This is a genomic window from Acidocella aluminiidurans (genome assembly GCF_055383125.1).
Genome location: NZ_AP031589.1, coordinates 1,999,926 through 2,021,842, shown reverse-complemented (window position 1 = coordinate 2,021,842; position 21,917 = coordinate 1,999,926). Strand labels below are relative to the sequence as shown.

The window sequence follows — 21,917 nt, the reverse complement described above, 5'->3', positions numbered from 1 at the left end:
GATTGTATAACTGCCGGTGTACGGTCATAAATTTGCAATCAAACCATCATCAAAGATGTAACACATATTTCGTTACAAGCCGGCCACAGAGTGTATCAGACTATTATTGTGAGGCCGATATGATAAGTGACAGCGAGTTTGAGCTAGAATATCCAAAATCGTTATCATGTCGGTTTAATTTAGGGTGTTTTAGCTAAGCCCCGTAACTTTACATGTTTGCTGGAAATGGACCTCTTGCCGCTACCAGCGGCGAGTCCTTTTGCCATGCGCTAGTGGCGGCGTACTGGTCCGCCCTGAGACAATTCCTGTGGCTTCCAAAGCTACGGTTGAGCGTCTCTTAGCCAATCGAGGAGCTGTAATTTGTCCATCAAATATATCGTCTACCTGGCCAACTATTCGGATGGGATTCTCTATCTGATGGCGGTGCTGCTGCTGCTGGCGCTGGCGGTGATCCTGGACCGCTTCTGGTTCCTGCGCAGCACCATTCTGCGTGGCGAGAGCATCATTCGCGCCACCGCGCAGGAAACGGCCTTGCGTCCTGGCGAGTTGGTGGCGCTGCGCAACCGCGCCGGCAAGCTGCCGGAAGCCGCGCTGCTGGATACCGCCCTGCGCCATGCCGGCATGGTCAATGCCGAGGCGCTGAACAGCCGGCTCGACGAGGCGGTGATGCTGATCGCCCCCGGCCTGGACCGCCGGCTCTGGCTGCTGGACACCATCATCACCCTGGCGCCGCTGATGGGTCTGTTCGGCACCATCATCGGCATGTTCCACGCCTTCAACGTGCTGGCCGCGCCCGGCCATGCCCCGGCGGAGGTCACTGGCGGTGTCGCGGATGCGCTGGTGGCCACCGCTTTCGGCCTGTTCATCGCCATGCTGGGGCTTGCCGCCTTCAACGCGCTGTCCAACCAGGTGCGGCTGGTCGTGCATCAGCTTGATTCGCTGAAGGTGCTGATCGTCAACCGCATGGACGGCGCGCCGGTGGTGCAGGCCGGCAAGGCCGGCGCGGGTGCCAGCACCGCCGCCAAATTCGCCACGGTCTGAGCGGAGCCCGCCCGCATGCGCTATTTCGAACGCCGCAAGGCGCGCATCGAGATCATCCCGATGATCGATGTGATGCTGTTCCTGCTTGTGTTTTTCATCATCGTGACGATGCAGATGATCCCCGATGCCGGGGTTTCGATGCAACTGCCCAACGCCTCCCAGGCGCAGCAATTGCCGCATCCGAAATTCATCGTGAATGTCATGGCGGATGGCACCATCAAGGTGAAGGACCAGGTGATGAGCGCTGACCAGCTCAGCGCCATGTTCGCCGCCGATGGCGCGCCGGACAAGACGGAAGTGACCATCGCCGCTGATAAGGCCAGCGCCTTCCAGCATTTCATGACGGTGATCGACGCCGCCAAGAAGGCCGGTGTGACCGATATCGGCATCGCCGCGCAGCCGCAGGCCGCGCAATGATGGCTGGCATGTCCGGTGAATGGGGCGGGGAGGGGCATTCCAATCGCCGCTTCCTGCTGGCGATCGGCGTTGGGCTGCTGCTCGAGGCCGGGGCGCTGGGGCTGCTGCTGCCGGCCATGCAGCATCAGCAACCGCCGCCGGCCAAGCAGCCGGCGGTGGTGAAGGTGACCATCCAGGCCGCCCCGCCACCCGCGCCCAAACCGCCCCCGCCCGTGCCGCAACCGCCGAAGCCGGTGCCGCCGCCGCCGGTGCCCACCCCGCGCCGCCGCCGCCCCCGCCCAAGCCGGTTCCGGCGCCCAGCGTGCCCAAACCGCCGCCGCCGCGCCCGGTGCATCACGTGGTCCCGCATCATGTGGTGCCGCCGCCGCCGCGCCCGCAGCCGGCCCCGCCGCCAAAGCCGCAACCGGTGACGCCGCCGGCGCCGCCAGCCCCCGCTTTGCCGCCCGCCCCGTCCCAGGGTGAGGTGGATGCGTTCCGGCTGGCGATGCGCAATGCCGTGCAGGGTGTGGCCAACCGCGTCTATCCGCAGGCCGCGCAGATGGCGCGTGAAGGCGGCACGCCGGAGATCACCTTCATCTACCGCAACGGCGTGGTGAGCGATATCGCCCTGGCCCATTCCAGCGGTTTTCCGCTGCTCGACCAGGCGGCGCTGCAGGCCGCGCGCATCGCGCATTATCCAGCCCCGCCGCCGGGCTTCGCAGGACGTAGCTACGACGTCACCGTCGAAGTGATTTTTGAGATGACGTCGCAGGATATGAATCCCGACTGACCGCTGTCGATATTCGAAACTCGTGAAATTGGAGACGTATTATGCATGGTTTGAGACGCTCGCGTGTGATTTTTCTTTTTGCCTCGACGGCGCTATCGGCGTTGCCGCTCGTACGGGCACATGCCCAATCGAGCGCGCAAACATCTCCCATTAATCTCGATCTCGGGACTGTGACCGCAACGGGCTCTGATTATGCCAATGGCGGTGCAGCCGTGGCACCGAGCTCGACTGGCTCTCAAAAGCAAGCGGTTAAAGAACAGAAATTAGCTCCAAATATTGTTTATGTGCAGCCTGAATCGGTGATGCAGAAGCTTCCGGATTCCAATGTTGCCGAAAATTTGAAGCATGTTCCAGGCGTCAGCACCGAAACCGATTCTGGTTTCAGCCGCTATGTGATGGTGCGCGGTTTGTCGGAGGATCTGAATTCCACGCGCTATGCAGGGCTTGAGCTGCCCGGCACCAATACCAATGCCAGCCCGACCGGTGGCGGCCGCGCCGTGGCATTGGACTTCTTACCCCCCGGCATTATCGGGGGTGCGAAAGTGATACCCACCCTCACTCCCGATATCGCCGCCACCGGTCTTGGTGGTGTGATCGATCTGCTGCCGCCGAGCATGCCCGCGGATAAGGACACCATGCTTGATGTAAACGCTGGCGGCGGGACAACACTTTTGCAGCACAATGCCATGGGTCAGGTTAGCCTTACCGCTGGAAAGCGCTTCGCCATTCCGGGCCTGAAGTTCGAAAATGCCAAGCCTTTCACTGTGCTTGGGAGCTTTGGGTATATCAATACGTCCCCTGGCATTTTCGATATGGAAGAGGGTTATACGAACGGTACCACCACAGCAGGCATGCCGGCTCAGATCAATAATCTGCAGCTGCGCCGTTATAATAACCAGCGCATCTCCAAGGGGTATACGGGCGAGATCGATTTCGACCCGAATCCGCAAACGCATCTCTATGTGCTGGGCATGTTCTCGTCCATGAACGAGACGATCCAAAAAGATGAACTCTACCTTCAAAATCTCGACGCTTCGTCTATCGATAATGGCAACAACAATTTTACAGCGACCGGCGCTAATCTGAACAAATATTACGAGAACAGCTCTGAAACCGACGGCATGACGGTTTTGAAGACGGGCGGCAATTTCATGGTCGCCAATCTGGTGAACGTGACCTTCCACAGTGGCTATGCCGAGGGGTTCGATCGCTTCAACCATGATTTTGTCTCGAATTTCGGCAGCAATGATCAGAATTTGACAATCAATTACGATACCAGTAACCGAAATTTCCGGTCGTACAGCATCGCCACCGCGTCCGGCGCGGCGTATGATCCAACGAACCCAAATAATTACACATTCAGCGATCTGACCAATCTTCCGATCAGCGCTACAGACCGGATTTATGATAACGGCGCCTCTTTCGCGGTGCCGACCAGCTTCCTTAATACCCTGGGCACGTTCAAAGTTGGCGCGGATTTCAGCCTGCGCTCGCGCAACAGCATGGCTTCCACCATTTCCTATACGCCGGTGAATGGTGGCTATTCGCTGGCCAGCGTTACGGGGGGCATGCCCAGCCTGACGACCTATGGCCGCTATCCGCTCGGCCCAAATCTGAATTACGGTCAGCTCTTTGGCCAAGGCTACACGGCCTCGGCCGATCCGGTTTCCGCCGCGCAGTCCTACCAGCATGATCGTGAAAACATATATGCGGGTTTCGCACAGGAAGATCTGCAATGGAACAAGCTGGAGGTTCTTGCCGGCCTTCGGTTTGAGGCAACAGATGCCGCTTATTCCGGCTACGCCTCCACCACCGATGCCAACGGCAATACCACGATCGGGGGCTGGACACGAAGTCCCAGAGTTACAACAACATCTTCCCTACAGTACAGTTGAAATATGACTTCACGCCGGAGCTGCAGGGACGCTTTGCCTATTCGACAGGCATCGCGCGTCCCGGCTTCCAGCAGGTCAGCCCGGCGATTTCCACGACCGCGAATGCGGCCCTGGGCAGTGGCAGCGGCTCTTTGATCTCCACGGGCAACCCGAATCTAAAGCCGCAAACCGGTAAAACATTTGATGTCGCGCTGGCCTATTACACGCATAATGACGGCGTTTACATGGTTGATGGCTTCCTTAAAAATATCGACAACTATATCATCGCGACCAACTATAATGCGAACGGCAACACCTATCAGACATTCAAGAATATCAGCGGTGCCCAGGTGCGTGGCGTCCAGCTTGAGGCCATTCAGCGTTTTTATTTCCTGCCGCACCCGCTTGATGGTCTGGGGATCGATGCCAATCTGACCTATGTGGACGGCACGGGTAAAATCTTTCCCGGTCAGGGGCGTTCCATTCTGCCGGAGACCTATCCGCTGACCGCCAATATCGCCGAAACTTATAAAAAAGGCCGGTTCGATTTCGAGATCAGCGAAAACTACACTTCACGCAATCTCTTTGCCGCCGGCAGCAACCCGGGGAGCAGCACTTACACCCAGCCGACTTTCATGCTGGATGTGAGCGCGTCCTATCAGTTGACCCCGCATTGGACCTTCTATGCCCAAGGTGCCAACCTGACCAATTACCGCCTATATATCACTCAGGGCTCGAACAGGTTTTATCCGATTCAGCGCGAATATTATGGGCAGCGTCTTCTGTTCGGCGTACATTATCATTTTTGACCTCCGCGACGCTATTGTCGCGGGCCCGTCGGCTTTCATCGTCGCATGATTATCTAAGCTGATGCGTCAACCTCGCCGCCGTGGGGGGGCGCATGGATAAACTACCAGCCTTGCGATCCTCACGGTGGCGAGGCTGGTGGTCATCTATATATCCTCCGGGCGGGGGGCGGGTATCAATTTGCCTTAATCGGGATTGGCCCCCTCCACGCTGTTCTCAAGAACGGCACCGGTCACGGCATCTACGCCGACCTCATGCGTCTTCGCGCCGGATTTGATGTCGAATGAATAGCGCAAGCCGCTGCCACCAGCTTCCTTCTCCAGCTCTTCATCCGCGATTTTTCCAGGCTGCGCCTTCAGAGCGATGTTTCGCGCTGCTTCGAGGTTGATCTTGGCGCCTCCGGAGAGGTTTTCGCCTGTGTAAGCCAGGCCCGGCGTCGCGCAACCGGCGAGGATCGCCAGAGCACCCAGAGTACGGGCGGGATACGTAAATTTCATCGTCAAACTCCATGCTTCATCTACGTTCGGCGCCGGCTACGCCGGGCGCCTTGACCATGGTTTAGCGACGCAGACTTAGCTGAAACTTAGGACCAACTGCCAGGCATCGTCACCCTTGCCACAACACCGCGGACAGTATCGGTGCGGTTTACCACCTCCAGCCCAAAGCCTTGGCGCTCGGCTATGCGGCGGGCGATGGCGAGCCCCAGCCCGGTGCCCTCCGCCACCTCCGGTGCGGCGCGGAAGAAACGTTCGAAAATCCGCGCTTGCGCGCCTTCGGGAAGGCCGGGGCCGTTATCGCACACTTCGGCGCAACCGCCGGCCTGGCTTTGGCGCAAGGAAATGTCCACGGTCCCGCCCGCCTGCGTGTAAGTCACGGCGTTTTCGATCAAACTGCTGAAAAGCGTGCGCACGTCGTCCTCGGCGCCGGTCACCAAGAACCGTGGCAAGATATCTGCGCTCAGCTCAATGTGTTTGCGCGCGGCGAGTGCAGCGTGATCCGCGACGCAATCAAGCAGAAGCCGCGCGGCATCGAAACGGGTGGCGGGCAGCGTCGGCGGTTCGTCGAGCCGGGCCAGGCGCAGGAGCCGGTCGGTCAGCTGCGCGCTGCGGCGCGCCCCCGCTGCGAGCGCGGCCAGGCGCGGCAACGCCAGCGGTGCCCCGGCGACGAGATTATCGATCTCAATCTGCATCGCGGCGATCGGCGTGCGCAGCGTGTGCGCGGCATCGGCCAGGAAGCGCTTCTGCGCGGAAAGCGCCGTCTGAAGCCTTACGATGAGACCGTTCATGCTGGTGATCAGCGGCGTCAATTCTTGAGGAATACCATGCAGCGGCAGGGGCTCGGTAGCCATTGTGCCGCGTGTGGCGAGATCCGCGGCCAAGAGGTCGAGCCGCCGCAAAGTGCGATGCAGGGTCAGCCAGACAAGCAGCCAGGAGAACGGGATCAGGAGCGCCACCGGCAAGGCCGCGCCGATAGCGGCATTGCTGGCGATTTCGTCGCGGACGATCTCACGCTGCGCAACCGCCACGGTGCGCTCGGCGCCGCGCAATACATAGACCCGCCAAGCTTCATCGCCGATCCGCACAGTGGAAAAGCCGGCCCGGAGCGGAGGCGACGTAAATATGCCAGGTATGGCTTGATGCAGCATGCTTCCTTGGGCATTCCAGATGGTCACGGCAAATCGGTCCTCGGCATCCTGGTCGGGCGCGGCGGGCGCGTTGGCCCTGCCGGGACCCGGCCCGGCGTTAAGGGCAATCTGGCGAAGTTGGCCATCCAGAAAATCCGCCGTCTCGCTCTTGCTGTACAGATACGCGGCACCCGCCGCGATCAGCCCGGCCCCCACCAGCAGGAAGGTGACCCACAGCAAAGCGGTTCTGCGCAATGAGGGGGCGAGGTTCATTTTTCCACCATCCATCCGGCGCCGCGTATGTTCAGAATGACCTGCTTTCCGAATTTGCGCCGGATTGAATGGATCAATACCTCCACGGCATTACTTTCCACCTCGTCGCCCCAGCCATAGAGGCGCTCCTCAATCTCGGCGCGGGATAAAATCCGTCCCGGCCGGCTCATCAGCGCCTGCATCAGCGCATATTCCCGCGCGGAGAGGCGCTCGGTGCGGCCGCCATGGGAAAATTCGTGGCTTGCCATGTCAAGCGCCGCCTCGCTGGTTTCCAGCCGCGCGATTGCCCGCCCGGCCTGGCGGCGGATCAGGGCCCGCATGCGCGCGAGCAACTCCGGCAGCGCAAACGGCTTCACCAGATAATCATCGGCTCCAAGATCCAACCCCGCAACGCGGCTCTCCACCGCATCGCGGGCGGTGATCACCAGCACAGGCGTTTCCACCCCTTTCTGCCGCGCGGCTTTTAACACGCTCAGACCATCTAGGCCCGGCAGGCCCAGATCAAGCAAGGCGATGGCATAGGCATTGTCGCGCAACGCCGCCTCCCCCGTCACCCCATCACGGACCCAGTCCACCATCATACCCGCTGATTTCAACGCGGCGAGCAAACCCGCGCCGATCAGCGCATCATCCTCGATCAGCAATACCCGCATATGACTAGCTTGAGCGAAGGGCGTGAGCCGAACAAGAGGCTGTATGTGAGTCCACGCGAACGGATCCAAGCTTCGGGAGAATCGAATGGTGCGCATGGCCCAGGCGCTGGCCGTCCAGGAATTGTGTTTGCCATGTGGCGATATATTTCGTATATACGGCCATATGACAGGAGTCGCTCATGTCTGTGCTTAGCCAGATCACCGTTGCGCCGAAGCCCTTTTCACCTGACCCGATCACCGATGAAGAGGCAGGCGCCATGTTCCGCGCGGCCTTGAACCTCTTCCGCCTATGGGGGGTGACAGACGACCAGGCCGCGATCATCCTTGACTTGCCCCGCCGTACCTTTGCCCGCTGGAAGACAGGCGAGATTGGCCGGATTGGCCGTGACGGCAAGGCCAGGCTCTCCAACCTCATGGGGATCCACAAAGCCTTGCGGATCATTTTCAAGGAGCCGGCGCGCGGCTATGGCTGGATCAAAGCCCCGAATGCGGCTTTTAGCGGTCGCTCGGCTTTGGATGTCATGCTCCACGGTGAGTTAACCGATCTCATGCGGGTGCGGCATTATCTGGATGCGGCGCGTGGCGGCTGGTGATCGATCCGTCGATCGTCCCCATCTCGCCGGTTCATTGGGTCGGTGCCAGGCGGATCATCCGCAGCCTGTATCCGCCGATCGATTTGTTTGAGGATATCGCCGATCCAGAAGATTGGCCCTTATTGATCGCCGCCGAGCAGAAGACCAATCCGCGCCTCATGGAAACGATCGGCGCCCTTGATCTGGTGCCCGTGGCGCGGCGCGTTTCCGGGCCGGGGGCGAGCTACCTCATGGCCCCCTTCACGCATGTCAGCCCCGATCGGCCGAGCCGGTTCAGCGCAGGGGCTTATGGCGTGCTGTACGCCGCGCGGACATATGAGACGGCCCTGTTTGAAACCATTCACCACCACGCCCTCTTCATGGCACAGACCGGCCAACCGCCAGGCTGGACCTCGCAATTCCGCGAGCTGGTATTGGATATCCAGGCCTCGCTGCATGACCTGCGGGGCGGGATTGACGGATTCGCATCAGCACTAGACCGGAATGATTACACCACGGCGCAACAACTGGCGGCGGCGTTGCGAAACAGCGGATCTGAGGGGCTGGTCTACCCCAGCAGGCGCGACCCTGACGGTGTTTGTGTAGGGCTGTTTTACCCGGATCTAGCCTCGCCGCCTGTGCAAGGGCGCCATCTTGATTATCACTGGGATGGTGTCCGCGTCGATTTGGTCCGCGATGCGGGGACAGGGGAGGTGTTTCGGGTGAGGGAGTTCTGAAGGGGGCGGGAGTAAACGAGGCCAGATATGTTCACGCCTATCTTGCGAAGTGACATCCTTCAGTCCGCCAGGAGTTTTTGAGAGGCCAATGGGAAGTTTGGGTACACCTCGCGTTAAGCGGTGCGGGCGTTGTGTTTAGGTTGGCCAACTAGGGCATTTTGAGCCAAAAATCGAAACAAGCGAGGATTTCTAAGTGTAGTATTTAGGGTAGTGCACGCACGGTTTCGAAAGATAGAAGAATATATTTGACTAAATTTAATGCTATTCCGTCTCTTAACCTGAAGGTCCCTGGTTCAAATCCAGGTCCCGCAACCAAGTTTCTAAAGAAAATCAAATAGATAAAGCGCCGCAGAAGGCGCTAAATAGGCCGAAACGGCCTAGCGCATGTTTAACACATGGTCACCCGCCCGTAAAAACCTGACAAGCTACGCGGTTGTAAAACTTTCACCGAGTGCAACCGCCGCTGATCGCCGGGCGCCTTGATCGAGATTGTGCCCGTATCCGCGGCCCCGTTGGGGAGCGTGCGATGGACGACCATCACGCCTTGTTGGGTGGCAAGCTTCAGCTTTACCGGCGCGGCAATAGCCGCTTCTGGCAGTGCTCGGCCTCGGTGGGCGGCAAGCAATGGCGGGCCACCACCAAACAGGAAAAACTCACCATTGCTCAGAAGGTAGCTGAGGACTGGTATCTGACGCTGCAAGGCAAGCAGGCCGCCGGCACGCTGGTGACGGAAAAGACCGTCGCCGACGCGGCGGAGAAATTCACCCGCGAATATGAGGTGATCACCGAGGGCGAGCGGTCGCCCAAATGGGTGCAAGGGCATCAGATCCGGCTGCGCCTGCATCTGTTGCCCTTCTTCGGGAAAATGGGCCTGTCGGAGGTGACGCCGGGGGCCGTGCAGGATTACCGGGTGCACCGGATCGAGACGGCGACGAAGGCGGGCGCGAAGACGCCGGCGCGCAGCACGTTGCATGATGAGGTGGTGACGCTGCGCCTGGTGCTGAAGGCGGCGATCCGCCATGGATGGCTGACCTATCTGCCGGATCTGTCGCCGCCTTATAAGACGCAGGGCAAGATCGTGCACCGGCCTTGGTTCAGTCCCGAGGAATATAAGCAGCTTTATACCGCTTCGCGGGACTGGGCGCGCAATCCGCCGCAGCCGCAATATCGGTGGAATGCCGAGCAGATGCACGACTATATCCTGTTCATGGGCAATACCGGGCTCAGACCCGATGAGGCGGGCAATCTGGAGCACCGGGATGTGGCGGTCGTGACGGATCATGCCACGGGGCAGAGGATCCTGGAGATCGAGGTGCGCGGCAAGCGCGGTGTGGGGTTCTGTAAGAGCACGCCGGGGGCGGTACGGCCCTATGAGCGCTTGCTGAACCGGCCGAAGCCGACGCGGGGGCTGCAGAAGCGAAACCGGAGCAAGAAACACCCGAATGAACCGTTGCCGATGGAATTGCCGGAGCCGACGGACAAGGTGTTTCCGCAAGGCGGGCAGTTGAAGCTGTTCAACAGGATTTTGGACAAAGCCAGGCTCAAAGCCGATCGGGATGGCAAGCCGCGTACGGCTTACAGTTTGCGGCACACCTATATCTGTCTGCGGCTGATGGAAGGTGCCGATATTTATCAGATCGCCAAGAACTGCCGGACTTCGGTTGAGATGATTGAGAAGCATTACGCTGCTCATATCAAGAACACCCTCGACGCTGCCGCCATCAATGTGATGCGGCCGAAGGCGGCCAGGCAAGCTGAGAAGCAGGCAAAGGCCACGACGAATGGGAAGGGCAGGGGGGGTAAGGAAAGCGGCAAGTCTCGGCGGGAAATGGCTGTGCCTGAGGAGCGAGCGGCCCGGGAAGCCGGGCTGCGGGTCACGGAGGCGGATCTGGCGCCGGGGACGCTGACAGAGGAAAATAGCGGGTAGCGCAAGCTACGCCGGTTGGGGACGGGCGCAGGCCCGGCAAAATAGCGATCCGCTTGGCGGATCGCCAAAAGCGCACCCCTCGCGGGTGCGCAACCAGGGGCTGGGCCCCACTGAATCTATTTTGCAGGCTGCTCTTCTCAAAGCGCTTGAGCAATCGAGCCGAAGGGCATCTTGCCGACGGTGGCTTACCGCGAAGGGGAAACCAGATCGCGTGGCCGCAGGGTAACCTGATTGCCGCCGTTGCGCTTGGAGAGATACATCGCCTCGTCGGCATGCCTGAGCAAAATCTCTGGTTCTGAAAAATCCAGGGGATAGATGGTGGCGCCGAGGCTGGCGGTTATTTTGTATCGTTCATCGTTGCTATTGCAGCCTTCGAGGACGGCGCCGACGATACGGTTGAGGATGGAAAGAATTTCCTGGGACGAGCGTAGGTCCTCGAGGATGACGACAAACTCGTCCCCGCCAAACCGGGCGACCATGTCGACGTCACGGACGATATTTTGGATCGCATTGGCCGCCAAGAGCAAGCATTGATCTCCGGCGGCATGGCCGAGTTCGTCGTTGATGGTTTTGAAACCATCCAGATCGATCACGGCGAGCGCCATGAGGGACTGATTACGGCAGGCACGCTTTTGCGCGTTGACGAGGCGCAGCATGAATGTTCGCCGGTTCGGCAAGCCCGTCAGCGGGTCCGTGAGGGAAAGAGTTTCGAGTTGCGCCTCCAAAGCCTCACGATAGACGGCCGAGCCGATGAGGGCGGCGAACATCTCGGCAATGGCAAGGCTTGTGGCGTTTGGTGGCGCGGGGTGCCGGTGCAGCCAGGCAATTGCGATGGCGCCGCTGAAGCCGGCGGGATCGGGCAGTGGCACAACCAGATTGGCGCGCAGCCCCGCCCCCACGAAATCCGGCATGGCATCCGCGCTGTTGGGATAATCGGGTGTAAACAGCGCCTGGCCCGAGGCGAGCGCGCGCCCGACCGTGCCCTGGCTGGCAGGGAAGCTGAATTTGACGATGGGGGTTTGGTTGAGCTTTTCCAGCCCGTGGAACAGTTTGTAGCGTAGCTGCCCGGGTTCATCGTAGACAATCAGCGCCACGCCATCGGCGCCCAGGAGCTGGGCCAGGCGCTCAGCGGCGGCGGCGAAGAATTCGGGGAAAGAGAAAATCTTGAGCAGGCTGGTCGTGGCCCGCATGGCCATCTCCCAGCGGTGTATATCATCCCAGACCGGCTGATCCGTGTCATGCATTGGCTTATGCCCGCGTGGTTCTACCCGATGGTCTGTACCGTTCCGGCGGCGCCATGTGGAGCGGGGGCGCACGGAAATCGATGCATTCAAGCGGGGGTGGTGTTCATTGTTCGGGGAAATCATCCCCGCGCATGGCCCTTACCACATTCTGCGCGAAATACATATTATAGTTTATAAACTTAAAGTGTGTAACCGGGCAAGCATGCCGTATGGATATGCGGCAATTGGTGGGACGGAATTTTGCCCGGCTGCGCAAGGCTAGGGGTCTGACGCAGGAAGATATCGAGGCGCGTTCCGGGGTCAGCCAGCAATATCTGAGTAGTCTGGAGCGGGGGCGGCGGAACCCGACCGTGATCACGCTGTATGAATTGGCGCGGGTGCTCGAAGTTACCGTGGCCGATCTGGTGCAGGCGGATGAGGACTGACTGGCGAGGCCGGGCAACGCCACCCTGCATGGGCTTGCGATACGGCAATCCGGCCCAGTCATTGTGTGCCGGTGGCGTTTATCGGGAAAATAATGGGTAGCATAAGCTACGCCGGTTGGGGACGGGCGCAGGCCCGGCCAGAGAGCGATCCGCTTGGCGGATCGCCAAAAAGCGCACCCCTTGCGGGTGCGCAACCAGGGGCTTGGCCCTCTTGGTTATTTGGTCTTTGCCAATCAATGAAAATCGCGGCTTTTGCCGACAATTCGTTCCTGGCGTGGATGGCCGGGGCGCCGGTTTGGGGGCTGGGTCGCGTCCGGGCCATCGAGTCCGGTGATCCAGCCGGAACGGTCAGCCAGACGCTCGACGGTAATGTGGGTGACACCTTCCTCCGAGCGTTGCAGCCGCCCCTCGGCGATGAGCAGCGTGGCGCCGAGGATTTGTTGCCGCAGGCTTTGTACCAGCGACGGCCAGACAATGAGGTTGGCGATGCCGGTCTCGTCCTCGATGGTGATGAACACCGTGCCCTTGGCCGTGCCGGGGCGCTGGCGGACGATTACCACCCCACCCAGGCGGAGCCTTGTCCCATCCCGGGCCTGGGTGGCTTGCCTGCAGGTAACGGCACCGGCTGCCGTCAGCTTGTCGCGCAGCAGCGCGCAGGGGTGGGCGCGCAGCGATAGGCCGAGGGCGCGATAATCCGCCACCACCTCTTCGCCTGCACTCATTAAAGGCAGTTCGGCTTGCGGTGTGGGGCTTGGTGCGATGAGCGTCGAACCCGTCTGACGCACTGCGACCTGCCAGAGCGCGTCGCGGCGGCCGGAGGTCAGGCTGGCCAGCGCCTCGGAAGCGGCCAAGGCTTCCAAAGCGGCTTTGGGCATGTCCAGCTCTTCGATGCTGGTAAAATGCCGCCCGGCCAGCTTCTCCGCCCAGCCTTGCTGGAAGCCATCCACCAGCCGCAAGCCCAGCCGCAACGCGCCGCCCTCAAGCGTGCAGTCCCAGGTGGAGGCATTCACATCCACCGGCAACACATCCACCCCATGCTCGCGCGCATCGCGGATGATCTGCGCCGGGGCGTAGAAGCCCATTGGCTGGGCATTGATCAGTGCTGCTGCAAAAGCCGCCGGGTGGTGGCATTTGAGCCAGGCGGAGACATAGACCAGCTTGGCGAAACTCGCTGCATGGCTCTCGGGAAATCCATAGGCGCCAAACCCCTCGATCTGCCGGAAACATGCCTCGGCAAAGCCTTGCTCATAGCCGCGCCGTATCATGCGCCCGACCATCATGGTTCTGAATTTGTCGATGGTGCCGAGATTGCGGAACGTCGCCATGGCCCGGCGCAAGCCGTTGGCTTCCTCAGGTGTAAATTCCGCCGCCACCATGGCGATCTTCATGGCCTGCTCCTGGAACAACGGCACACCCAGGGTTTTGGCTAGAATCTCTTCCAGCTCATTCGGCAAGCCGCCGGCGCGCGCCGGGTAGCTTACCGCCTCCTTCCCCTGGCGGCGGCGCAAATATGGATGCACCATATCCCCTGGATCGGGCCGGGCCGGACGATGGCGACCTCGATGACCAGATCGTAGAATTTTTCTGGTCTTAGGCGCGGCAGCATGTTCATCTGCGCGCGGCTTTCCACCTGGAACACGCCGATCGAATCGCCGCGGGAGAGCATGCCGTAAGTGGCTTTGTCCTCGAGCGGGATGTCCGCCAGATCCTGGATGCCGAGCAGCGCAAAGCATTTGCGGATGCAGGTGAGCATGCCCAGCGCCAGCACATCCACCTTCATCATTTTGAGCGCGTCGATGTCATCCTTGTCCCATTCGATGAAGCTGCGGTCCGCCATGGCGGCGGGGCCGATGGGCACGCTCTCATCCAACCGCCCTTTGGTAAGCACAAAGCCGCCGACATGCTGGGAGAGATGGCGCGGCAACCCCACCAGATCGCGCGCGATGATCAGCGCGCGTTTGAGGCGCGGCTCGTCCGGGTCCAGCCCGGCCTCGCGCAGCGTGTCCGCGCCCCATAACTCATCGCCGGGGTTCCAGGTCTGCGCCGCCAGTATCGCGGCGGTGGCGTCAGGCAGGCCCAACACCTTCGCCACCTCGCGGATGGCGGAGCGCGGGCGGTAATGGATCACCGTGGCGGCGATGGCGGCCCGGTGACGGCCATAACGGGTATAAAGATACTGGATGACCTCCTCGCGCCGCTCATGCTCGAAATCCACATCGATATCCGGCGGATCGCCCCGCTCGGCGGAGACGAAACGCTCGAACAGCAGATCGCTCTCGGCTGGGTCCACGGCGGTGATGCCCAGCGCGTAGCACACCGCTGAATTGGCCGCTGAGCCGCGCCCCTGGCAGAGGATTTTTTGCGCCCGGGCATAGCGGACGATGTCATGCACGGTGAGGAAATAGCGCGCATAATTCAGCTGGGCGATGATGGACAGTTCCTTGTCCAGCAAGGCTCGAACCTTCTCCGGCACGCCAGCGGGGTAGCGCCAAGCCGCGCCGCTTCGCACCAGATTGGCTAGATGCGCATCCGGTGTCAGGCCCGGCGGTACGGGCTCGTCGGGGTATTCATAGGAAATCTGATCCAGCGAGAAATTCAGCCGCTGCAAAATCTCCTGCTGGCGGCTGAGCGCCTCTGGAAATTTGTAAAACAGCCGGGCCATCTCGGCAGGGGATTTGAGATGCCGCTCGCCATGCGGCTCCAGCAGAAACCCTGCTTGCTCGATGGTGCAGCCCAGGCGGATGCAGCGCATCACGTCCTGCAATTCCCGGATGGTGGCGCTGTGATAGAGCACGTCATTCGCCGCGATGAGATGTAGGCCGTTGGCTTGCGCGAGGTTTTGCAGGGTGGTGAGCCGTGCCAGATCATCCGGCGCATAGCGGCGCACCGCCGCCACATAAAGCTGCCGGCGCAATTGTTGTCCGGCCAAGCGTAGCCATGCGGTGAACGCATCATCCAACACCGGCGGCGGCACGGCGATGAAAATCTGCCCCTCGGCATGGGCTACAACATCTTCGAACCGGAGCCGGCATTCGCCCTTGGGCGCGTGGGCCTTGCCCAGGCTCAGCAACCGGCAGAGCCGTGCCCAGGCCGCGCGATCAGAAGGGTAGCAGACCAGGTCCGGTGCATCCTCCAGCACCAGCCGGCTACCCGCCAGCAGGCGCAGCCCGGCGGCCTTCGCCGCGACATAGGCGCGCACCACCCCGGCCACGCTATTGCGATCGGCAATGCCGATCGCCTCATGCCCCAGCGCCTTGGCCTGCTCCACCAGGCTTTGCGGATGCGATGCCCCTTCCAGGAAGGAGAAGGCGCTCTGGCAGAGCAACTCCGCATACATCAGGCGAAAAACCCGTGCAGATACCAGCGTGGTGTGGCCACCCCTTCATGCAGCCCGGCGCGGAACAGCCAGAAGCGGGCCCCTTCCATATCTTCCACCTGATAATAATCCCGGATCTTCTCCAATTCCGGCCGGGCGGGGTCAAAAGGGTGCGCCCACCAATCCCGCGCGATACGCTCCGGCCCTGTCGCCCAGCGCAGCCGGTGGGCTTGCCCATCCCAGGTAAATTGCACTGGCGGATCATCGGGCACCGGGGCGATGGCGGTGATCGGTACAGGCGGGGTGAGCAAACGAATGGGGCGGGGGTGATGCGGCGTGGGCCACTCCACGGGCCGGGCCTTCACGGCCATTCTTTGTACCGCGAATTCCGGGATATGCGAAGCATGCGGCGCCGCCCGCCAGAGTCGAGCGGGACCTAGACGGTTGAGCAGCGTGTTTAGCGGCCGGGCGTAATCCGGGGCTTTTGCGCCCATGTCCTGTTGCTCCAGGGGCAACGGTTCGGTGAGCGGGGCCTCGAGGGCAACCGCCTCGATGCCAAAGCCCGGATCGATCTCTCGCGCCAATTTTTCGATCAGCAATTTGGCGATTTGCGCCTCATCCCGGCAGGGGGCGGCAAAGGCAAGGTGGATCGCCGGGCAGGCGCGATCCACCCGGTAAAACCGGGCGGTGAGTGCGGTTGCGCCCAATGTGGCTGCGGTGAGCCGTGCGCAGAGCCGGGCCGCCAGCTTGATCAGCACCGCCTGTAACTGCGCGGGCAGCAGTAGCGGCTCCATAAACGGTTCCGCTTCGCGCCATTCCGGTGGCGCGGTGATGAAGCGGATGACCTCCGGCGCCTCACCCAGTGCCTGGGTCAGCCGCAAGGCGGGTGCTTGCCCATAGCCCGCCACCAGCCCGGCCCGTGGCAGGCGTGCCAACTGCCCGATGGTGCGAATGCCGATGCGGCGCAGCCGGGCGATGGGTTCTGGCGCCAGGCGCAAGGCCGCCAATGGCAGGAGCAAAATATCAGGGTTGCCCGGCTTGCCGTAGCGCGCCAGCCCCCAGGCGGCGGCGGCTGTATCCGCAATCGCCATCCGGGCACTGGGGAGCCGTGCCGCCAGCCGGGCCATCAGCCCGGTCTCCCCGCCAAACAGATGCGCGCAGCCGGTAATGTCCAGTATCACCCCATCTGGCGGATCAGGCGCGGTGAGGGGCGTAAAAGCCTGGCACCACAGCGCCAGGTTCGCCAGATCATCCGGCTCGGCGCAGGCCAGGGAGAGAAAGCGGCGCTTCTGCATCCCATCCCTCCTTCAGCGTAAACAGATACGTCCCCGGCATGGCCCCTTTGGCGTAGAGCAGCTCCGCCCGCAACACCGGGGCATGGGGGTTGCCTCGCGCTGGATGCACCATCCAGCGCGAGGCAAAGGCGGTGGAATCCTCCCGCGTTTGGGCAGGGGCGTGGCGCAGCACCAGCCCCAAGCCGCCGCCTTGCTTTGCCGCCAGCGCCAGGCGTTTGGCGGCCAGCCGCGAAAGGGCTTCGCATGCCACGACCCCCGCCATACCGCCGCGCAAAGCCACTTCCGCTGAACCCAGGGCTTCGGCATCGTCCTCCGCCTGGGCAAACAGGCAACAGGCCGGATCAACCCCTGCCCAAGCCAGCCCTGGCGGATACCAGTCTGGTGCCGCGCTCACCCACAGAGCCGGGCGCTCTCCCCAGACCATCCCCAGTAGCAATGCCACCAGACCGGCATGTGCCGCCGTGCCCATCGGCGCGCGGAACTCATGCACGGCCGGGCAGGCGCGCAGAAAGGCCGGAAATGCAGTGGCGATAGCGGGGTGAGTGGACGAGAACATAACAAGAACATTGAATCCACAACTCGGCTTGAGAGTCGAGTCGGATTTTGTGCGGCTGTATCATGACAGAAGACGGGCCATGGCCATGCCGAAATGGGCGGGCAGGTGATGCCCAGGGAGGTTTGTGATGACGGCATAGCGCCCAAGTGCGCCATAGCCGGTTCCAAACCGCGATCTTGATAGCGGACCATCCGGGCGGTAGCGCTGAAGTCCAGGTCTGGGACGAATCTGTCGTTTCGGGTCATTTCCTTGAAAGGCAGTTATCCTGCCAACTCAGGACGTAGGAAGCATGCAGACCGCGCTTCCGGAGTGGGAAAGATGGGCCAAAACGGACTGTCTGCCTTTGGGTATCGACACCGTCTTCGAGCAGATGCGTGGCGAAGCTGTGCCGCAGCGTATGCGGGCCGGCATGTTTATTGAGCCCGGCAGCCTTTGCCGCCTCAACAACCACCCGGTGCAGCTGCCGGGTGGAAATCGGCTTTGTTGCGTGCTCTCCCGGAAACAGCCAGCCGGTCTTGTACACAACACCCTGCTGGTGCCCGGCCTGCCACCAGGCGCGCCGTACGGCCAGCAGATCCTGAGACAGCATGGCGTTGCGATATTGCCCGCCTTTGCCACGCTCGACCCGGAGCAGCATGCGCTCGCTGTCAATGTCACTGACCTTGAGCGCCGCCACTTCCGCCACCCGCAAGCCGGCGCCGTAGGCGACCGACAGGGCCGCCCGGTGTTTGAGGCAGGTCGTGGCGTCGAGCAGCCGGGCGACCTCTTCCTGGCTCAGCACCACCGGTAAATGGCGCGGGTGTTTGGCCCGGACCAGCTTGCGCGCCAACTCCGGCCGGTCGACCGTGATGGTGAAGAAAAACCGCAATGCCGATACGATGCTGTTCATGGTCGGCACAGGCGTCTCGCTATCGCGCTGCTCAAGTTGGAACCGCCGGACATCATCCGCGGTTGCCGTATCGGGCGAACGCCCGAGAAATTTGGCAAACCGCCCGACATCGCTGAGGTAATTGCGCTGCGTCGCCCGCGAGAAACGGCGCATCTCCATATCCTCGATCATCCGCTGGCGCAGATCGATCGGCGAGGTTGGTAAAACAGGCTTGGTCATGGCAGGCTCCTTTGCAATGAAAGAAGCCCGCATCCTCAGCTAGGCCGCCCAAATCCTCAAACAAAACCTGCACGCCACCCCCAGCCGGCGCCATCAACACAAGCACCATTCCCGCGCAGCGGGTTCGTTCTTCGAATATTCAGCAGTTCCTATCCAGTCGATCGTTAATGTAACCATTTAGCAATAGATAAAGCAGACTCAGGCTGAACTACATACCTCGATTTGCAACGGAAAACAGAACTAGAAACTCCGGAAATGGACTTGACAGAGACTACGACGTGCCAATTAAATTATGATAATTGATTTATTGGTGTAATCGTCGGCAACCGCATAGATTTCGAAGTAGGAGGATGCATGCCAATTGTATCTGAGGTTCAGACTCTAGTTTCGCTAGAGTTTGACGAACTGGCGCTCCGACTCGCCCGAGAAGCGGGAGCGGAACAGTTCGGATCAAATGACCCATCCGTGGAAGAACAGAAACAGCTAGGCCTAGCGCTATTTAAGGAGATGCTGGCTAAATTAAGACCCAAAATATGCCAAAAGGGAAAACCAATATTCAAAATAGCCAATGCCGAAGAGACTCAAATCATAGCGGCATTGGTAGACTTAGTCTCAGTTGATCGTGGGGGACTGTCTATTAGCCTCGTAGCCGCGATGGTATTTAAATATGGCGTGAACAAGGTTTGCAGGGATGACCCATAGTATATTCCAGCGAGTCCCGTTTTACCAAAACATAAAGTCAATATGTACGGAACTGTGGGACGGCCTGCCAGAAACTTTTATGTCGGCGCAGATTGACTCGGCAAAGGAAAAGTCTGGGCAACGAACCCTGATTTTGAACCATTTCCACTCGCTTGGCCTCAATGTATTTGTTAGAAAATCCTCCGAAAGCGAATACACTCTTTATATCCCAACCGGTTGCTTTGACCGAGTGTTTCTTTTTGCTTTCTTGTTTATGGCTGGAACCAAAGTACCTGGCATAAACCATATCTATTCGATCAGAGATCGTCGAAATATAACCCAAGCTCTACCAGGTCGTCTCCGTGCAATATTCTCGCCAAATGAAGAATATTTTGAACGGGATGTCGAGGGGCTAATCTCTGATTATTGTACGAACGAACTAGTGCCAGTCTTTTTACGAGATGTGTGCGCCATAGCCACCGTTTTCCTCATGCGCCACGAATTGGCACACTTGTTGGGCCATCATTTCGAAATAAAACGAAGTCTGATTGAACAACAGATTCCGTATTGCGTTTTTACTGATGAGACCTTGGGCATGAGCCAAAGGGAAATATATGAAGGCTTTGAGGTGCACGCGGATCAAGAAGCGGCTAGGTCAATAGCACATTTTATCGTAGGTTATCTACGAAGCTCTCGTGAAGATTTGGAGGGCCTTCATGGCTTCCTCAACAATTGTGCAATAGGCATTGCAATTATTACCTCACTGTTTGATTTCCGAAACCGATCTGTCGATGCTCCGGGTGATGGATTTTACCCCCATCCGCTCGTTCGTTTTACAATCATAACAGGCGCAATAAGAGAGTCTTTACCCAAACAAATAGGCGACGCATTCAAAGATGCGGCTATGGCCGGGGCGCATACGGTTACGCTGTTTGTTAATGGCCTAAATTTCAAGGAGCATGCAAAGAATGAGGAAAATCACACTTTGCATCCGCTGGCGCAGCTTACTTTGAACTTCTCCCTTTTGGAAGAAAGTATACTATGGGAAAACGTCGTTCGTAGCGTCGAACGAGGTCGTCGGATCGTCTTCCTCGGAAAAACAATGGGAATTATCCCATGTGAGGAAACCGCAGAAATGTTTCAACAGAGTCCGGAGGTACGTTGGAATAACTTCATGAATCGATTGGGCAGTTGGACGAACGAGGATTTTAGGAAGGACCTTTAATTGTGTAGTATATTTGCGTGTAGAGAATACGGAAGCTTCATGTAAGCGTAAGATAATCGTACGATTCTCATCGCATCGGTTCTCGACTATCTTTTTATATTCACTAATCTCTACAATACTCGGCCCCAATGGCTGGCGAACGCGCAGGCCGCGCTCGATGCGGCCGTGTGCGAGGCCTATGGGTGGAGCGCTGACTGGCGCAACGGGATACTGACAGACGACGAGATTCTTGCCCGCCTATTTCGACTTAGAGTCCCTTTCAAAACCTCTTGCCCGGCTCGGATAAGGTGATTCATGGGGAGTGATGGCATCGGATCGGCCAACGTGCTCGCGGCTTATGACCTCGACCTTTTGCATTGGTCAGCGAATGGTCAGAAGCGACAAGAGCATGAATCCAGGGCATTGGTCGCTGAATTCGCCGCTGGCCATAATTGGATCATTGAAGGCGTATATGGCTGGCTGGCGGAAATCGCGCTACCTCGTGCTACCGGTTTGATCTGGCTCGATTTACCATGGAGCGAATGCAAAGACGCTTTATTGCGCCGTGGCCTGCGGCGGGGCATGGCTCAAAGTGACCAAGACGGATTGATCGCATGGGCTGGCGCATATTGGAGCCGGGATACATCATCATCGTTCGCTGGTCATGAACTGCTTTACGCAACTTTCTCTGGACCCAAATGGCATTTGCGCTCGCGTGCCGAGATCAACCATCTTTTGTTTTCGCCCTTCCTTGGGCCTGCCCATCTGGTTTCAGGCTGGTCGGCGTCAGCATTGTCCTATTTCCATAAGAGTGAAAAATGATTGAAACTGACCGTTTAATACTTCGAGCTTGGCGTGACACAGACCGGGCTCCAATGGCAGAAATAAATGCAAACCCATTAGTCATGGAATTTCTCGGTCCCCCTCGCGACCGAGCCGCGAGCGACGCAGGTATTGATCGAATGATCGCAATGGCAGACGCTGGAAAGCCCTTCTTTATGGCGGCTGAACTCAAGGCTGATAAAACTTTAATTGGCTTTATTGGCTTAATGGAAATGATGTTCAATCCGCCATTCGGACCTGACCATGAGATCGGTTGGCGGCTTGCCCCACAATATTGGGGTGCGGGTTATGCAAGCGAGGGCGCACGCGCAGCCCTGCAATACGGCTTCAATACCTTGGGCCTCAATGAAATTTTCTCATTCACAGCCACGGGCAACATTCGGTCTCAAGCGGTTATGAAACGTATTGGGATGGTTAGGGTCGAGGACGGAGATTTCGATCATCCCCGACTTGCTCCAGATGATCCTCTCTGCCGTCATGTCCTTTATAAGATCGAGCAATTGTAATTGGTCCTACTCCTCTATTCTCGGTCACGATTGTCGCGCAACTTG

The 21,917-nt window shown here is 59.6% G+C and carries 23 protein-coding genes; 14 read left to right on the top strand and 9 right to left on the bottom strand.

What is annotated here, in order from left to right:
- Positions 1-360: 360 nt before the first annotated feature.
- The 6 genes from ACZ46S_RS10050 to ACZ46S_RS10025 are packed head-to-tail and all read left to right on the top strand — an operon-like array spanning position 361 to position 4,910.
- A complete protein-coding gene (locus tag ACZ46S_RS10050) occupies positions 361-1,041 on the top strand; it encodes a MotA/TolQ/ExbB proton channel family protein (RefSeq protein WP_464061611.1) in 681 nt (226 codons plus the stop codon).
- A gap of 15 nt (positions 1,042-1,056) precedes the next feature.
- The gene (locus tag ACZ46S_RS10045) at positions 1,057-1,458 is read left to right on the top strand and encodes an ExbD/TolR family protein (protein ID WP_295746383.1); all 402 of its coding nucleotides are present in this window, start codon (positions 1,057-1,059) and stop codon (positions 1,456-1,458) included.
- An 8-nt stretch (positions 1,459-1,466) separates the two neighbouring features.
- The gene (locus ACZ46S_RS10040; protein WP_464061610.1) at positions 1,467-1,868 is read left to right on the top strand and encodes a hypothetical protein; all 402 of its coding nucleotides are present in this window, start codon (positions 1,467-1,469) and stop codon (positions 1,866-1,868) included.
- Positions 1,796-2,227, top strand: coding sequence for an energy transducer TonB (locus ACZ46S_RS10035; protein WP_464061609.1), 432 nt, complete (start codon positions 1,796-1,798; stop codon positions 2,225-2,227). The genes ACZ46S_RS10040 and ACZ46S_RS10035 overlap by 73 nt, the downstream gene beginning before the upstream one ends.
- A gap of 41 nt (positions 2,228-2,268) precedes the next feature.
- Positions 2,269-4,122 (top strand): TonB-dependent receptor plug domain-containing protein, encoded by a 1,854-nt coding sequence (locus ACZ46S_RS10030; RefSeq protein WP_464061608.1) that lies wholly within the window; start codon positions 2,269-2,271, stop codon positions 4,120-4,122.
- Positions 4,119-4,910, top strand: coding sequence for a TonB-dependent receptor domain-containing protein (locus ACZ46S_RS10025; protein ID WP_464061607.1), 792 nt, complete (start codon positions 4,119-4,121; stop codon positions 4,908-4,910). The genes ACZ46S_RS10030 and ACZ46S_RS10025 overlap by 4 nt, the downstream gene beginning before the upstream one ends.
- A gap of 183 nt (positions 4,911-5,093) precedes the next feature.
- Here the strand turns inward: ACZ46S_RS10025 and ACZ46S_RS10020 are convergent, their stop codons facing one another.
- From ACZ46S_RS10020 to ACZ46S_RS10010, 3 genes are all read right to left on the bottom strand, one after another.
- A complete protein-coding gene (locus tag ACZ46S_RS10020; RefSeq protein WP_464061606.1) occupies positions 5,094-5,405 on the bottom strand; it encodes a PepSY domain-containing protein in 312 nt (103 codons plus the stop codon).
- An 86-nt stretch (positions 5,406-5,491) separates the two neighbouring features.
- Positions 5,492-6,805 (bottom strand): sensor histidine kinase, encoded by a 1,314-nt coding sequence (locus ACZ46S_RS10015; RefSeq protein WP_464061605.1) that lies wholly within the window; start codon positions 6,803-6,805, stop codon positions 5,492-5,494.
- A complete protein-coding gene (locus ACZ46S_RS10010) occupies positions 6,802-7,554 on the bottom strand; it encodes a response regulator (protein ID WP_464061604.1) in 753 nt (250 codons plus the stop codon). The genes ACZ46S_RS10015 and ACZ46S_RS10010 overlap by 4 nt, the downstream gene beginning before the upstream one ends.
- 83 nt (positions 7,555-7,637) lie before the next feature.
- On the opposite strand from ACZ46S_RS10010, the gene ACZ46S_RS10005 reads away from it, so the two are divergent.
- The 3 genes from ACZ46S_RS10005 (at position 7,638) to ACZ46S_RS09995 (ending at position 10,694) form a co-directional block, all read left to right on the top strand.
- Positions 7,638-8,051, top strand: a complete 414-nt coding sequence (locus ACZ46S_RS10005; protein ID WP_464061603.1) for an MbcA/ParS/Xre antitoxin family protein — start codon at positions 7,638-7,640, stop codon at positions 8,049-8,051.
- Complete coding sequence (locus tag ACZ46S_RS10000; protein WP_295745072.1) at positions 8,048-8,767, top strand: RES family NAD+ phosphorylase; 720 nt, start codon at positions 8,048-8,050, stop codon at positions 8,765-8,767. The genes ACZ46S_RS10005 and ACZ46S_RS10000 overlap by 4 nt, the downstream gene beginning before the upstream one ends.
- A 526-nt stretch (positions 8,768-9,293) precedes the next feature.
- Positions 9,294-10,694, top strand: coding sequence for a tyrosine-type recombinase/integrase (locus ACZ46S_RS09995; protein WP_464061602.1), 1,401 nt, complete (start codon positions 9,294-9,296; stop codon positions 10,692-10,694).
- Positions 10,695-10,879: 185 nt separating this feature from the next.
- On the opposite strand, the gene ACZ46S_RS09990 is transcribed toward ACZ46S_RS09995, so the two are convergent.
- Positions 10,880-11,884, bottom strand: a complete 1,005-nt coding sequence (locus ACZ46S_RS09990; RefSeq protein ID WP_464061601.1) for a sensor domain-containing diguanylate cyclase — start codon at positions 11,882-11,884, stop codon at positions 10,880-10,882.
- Positions 11,885-12,147: 263 nt separating this feature from the next.
- Between ACZ46S_RS09990 and ACZ46S_RS09985 the strand changes: the two genes are divergently transcribed.
- Positions 12,148-12,363, top strand: a complete 216-nt coding sequence (locus ACZ46S_RS09985) for a helix-turn-helix transcriptional regulator (RefSeq protein ID WP_464061600.1) — start codon at positions 12,148-12,150, stop codon at positions 12,361-12,363.
- 233 nt (positions 12,364-12,596) lie between these two features.
- On the opposite strand, the gene ACZ46S_RS09980 is transcribed toward ACZ46S_RS09985, so the two are convergent.
- The 5 genes from ACZ46S_RS09980 to ACZ46S_RS09960 form a co-directional block, all read right to left on the bottom strand.
- Complete coding sequence (locus ACZ46S_RS09980; protein ID WP_464061599.1) at positions 12,597-13,886, bottom strand: helix-hairpin-helix domain-containing protein; 1,290 nt, start codon at positions 13,884-13,886, stop codon at positions 12,597-12,599.
- Positions 13,841-15,700, bottom strand: coding sequence for a PHP domain-containing protein (locus tag ACZ46S_RS09975; protein ID WP_464061598.1), 1,860 nt, complete (start codon positions 15,698-15,700; stop codon positions 13,841-13,843). Before ACZ46S_RS09975 ends, ACZ46S_RS09980 begins: the two co-directional genes overlap by 46 nt.
- Positions 15,700-16,974 carry a Y-family DNA polymerase gene (locus ACZ46S_RS09970; protein WP_464061597.1) on the bottom strand — a complete coding sequence of 425 codons (1,275 nt, stop codon included), beginning with the start codon at positions 16,972-16,974 and terminating at the stop codon, positions 15,700-15,702. Before ACZ46S_RS09970 ends, ACZ46S_RS09975 begins: the two co-directional genes overlap by 1 nt.
- On the bottom strand, positions 16,928-17,530 hold the full coding sequence (locus ACZ46S_RS09965) for a hypothetical protein (RefSeq protein ID WP_464061596.1): 603 nt from the start codon (positions 17,528-17,530) through the stop codon (positions 16,928-16,930). Before ACZ46S_RS09965 ends, ACZ46S_RS09970 begins: the two co-directional genes overlap by 47 nt.
- Before the next feature lie 241 nt (positions 17,531-17,771).
- Positions 17,772-18,638 carry a tyrosine-type recombinase/integrase gene (locus tag ACZ46S_RS09960; protein WP_464061595.1) on the bottom strand — a complete coding sequence of 289 codons (867 nt, stop codon included), beginning with the start codon at positions 18,636-18,638 and terminating at the stop codon, positions 17,772-17,774.
- Positions 18,639-18,992: 354 nt separating this feature from the next.
- On the opposite strand from ACZ46S_RS09960, the gene ACZ46S_RS09955 reads away from it, so the two are divergent.
- From ACZ46S_RS09955 to ACZ46S_RS09940, 4 genes are all read left to right on the top strand, one after another.
- Positions 18,993-19,340, top strand: a complete 348-nt coding sequence (locus ACZ46S_RS09955; RefSeq protein WP_464061594.1) for a hypothetical protein — start codon at positions 18,993-18,995, stop codon at positions 19,338-19,340.
- 79 nt (positions 19,341-19,419) lie between these two features.
- Positions 19,420-20,544: a hypothetical protein gene (locus ACZ46S_RS09950; protein WP_464061593.1), complete on the top strand. Its 1,125-nt coding sequence runs from the start codon at positions 19,420-19,422 to the stop codon at positions 20,542-20,544.
- Between the two features lie 294 nt (positions 20,545-20,838).
- Positions 20,839-21,345 carry a P-loop NTPase family protein gene (locus tag ACZ46S_RS09945; protein WP_464061592.1) on the top strand — a complete coding sequence of 169 codons (507 nt, stop codon included), beginning with the start codon at positions 20,839-20,841 and terminating at the stop codon, positions 21,343-21,345.
- Positions 21,342-21,872 carry a GNAT family N-acetyltransferase gene (locus ACZ46S_RS09940; RefSeq protein ID WP_464061591.1) on the top strand — a complete coding sequence of 177 codons (531 nt, stop codon included), beginning with the start codon at positions 21,342-21,344 and terminating at the stop codon, positions 21,870-21,872. Before ACZ46S_RS09945 ends, ACZ46S_RS09940 begins: the two co-directional genes overlap by 4 nt.
- Positions 21,873-21,917: the final 45 nt, after the last annotated feature.

Bases quoted from the DNA above. Each gene is read 5' to 3' on its own strand.
- ACZ46S_RS10020 (WP_464061606.1), bottom strand. From the start codon at position 5,405: ATGAAATTTACGTATCCCGCCCGTACTCTGGGTGCTCTGGCGATCCTC.
- ACZ46S_RS09995 (WP_464061602.1), top strand. From the start codon at position 9,294: ATGGACGACCATCACGCCTTGTTGGGTGGCAAGCTTCAGCTTTACCGG.
- ACZ46S_RS09950 (WP_464061593.1), top strand. From the start codon at position 19,420: ATGTCGGCGCAGATTGACTCGGCAAAGGAAAAGTCTGGGCAACGAACC.
- ACZ46S_RS10030 (WP_464061608.1), top strand. From the start codon at position 2,269: ATGCATGGTTTGAGACGCTCGCGTGTGATTTTTCTTTTTGCCTCGACG.
- ACZ46S_RS10015 (WP_464061605.1), bottom strand. From the start codon at position 6,805: ATGAACCTCGCCCCCTCATTGCGCAGAACCGCTTTGCTGTGGGTCACC.
- ACZ46S_RS09945 (WP_464061592.1), top strand. From the start codon at position 20,839: ATGGGGAGTGATGGCATCGGATCGGCCAACGTGCTCGCGGCTTATGAC.
- ACZ46S_RS10045 (WP_295746383.1), top strand. From the start codon at position 1,057: ATGCGCTATTTCGAACGCCGCAAGGCGCGCATCGAGATCATCCCGATG.
- ACZ46S_RS09965 (WP_464061596.1), bottom strand. From the start codon at position 17,530: ATGTTCTCGTCCACTCACCCCGCTATCGCCACTGCATTTCCGGCCTTT.
- ACZ46S_RS10010 (WP_464061604.1), bottom strand. From the start codon at position 7,554: ATGCGCACCATTCGATTCTCCCGAAGCTTGGATCCGTTCGCGTGGACT.
- ACZ46S_RS09940 (WP_464061591.1), top strand. From the start codon at position 21,342: ATGATTGAAACTGACCGTTTAATACTTCGAGCTTGGCGTGACACAGAC.
- ACZ46S_RS09970 (WP_464061597.1), bottom strand. From the start codon at position 16,974: ATGCAGAAGCGCCGCTTTCTCTCCCTGGCCTGCGCCGAGCCGGATGAT.
- ACZ46S_RS10005 (WP_464061603.1), top strand. From the start codon at position 7,638: ATGTCTGTGCTTAGCCAGATCACCGTTGCGCCGAAGCCCTTTTCACCT.
- ACZ46S_RS09980 (WP_464061599.1), bottom strand. From the start codon at position 13,886: ATGGTGCATCCATATTTGCGCCGCCGCCAGGGGAAGGAGGCGGTAAGC.
- ACZ46S_RS09955 (WP_464061594.1), top strand. From the start codon at position 18,993: ATGCCAATTGTATCTGAGGTTCAGACTCTAGTTTCGCTAGAGTTTGAC.
- ACZ46S_RS09990 (WP_464061601.1), bottom strand. From the start codon at position 11,884: ATGCGGGCCACGACCAGCCTGCTCAAGATTTTCTCTTTCCCCGAATTC.
- ACZ46S_RS09985 (WP_464061600.1), top strand. From the start codon at position 12,148: ATGGATATGCGGCAATTGGTGGGACGGAATTTTGCCCGGCTGCGCAAG.
- ACZ46S_RS10040 (WP_464061610.1), top strand. From the start codon at position 1,467: ATGTCCGGTGAATGGGGCGGGGAGGGGCATTCCAATCGCCGCTTCCTG.
- ACZ46S_RS09975 (WP_464061598.1), bottom strand. From the start codon at position 15,700: ATGTATGCGGAGTTGCTCTGCCAGAGCGCCTTCTCCTTCCTGGAAGGG.
- ACZ46S_RS09960 (WP_464061595.1), bottom strand. From the start codon at position 18,638: ATGACCAAGCCTGTTTTACCAACCTCGCCGATCGATCTGCGCCAGCGG.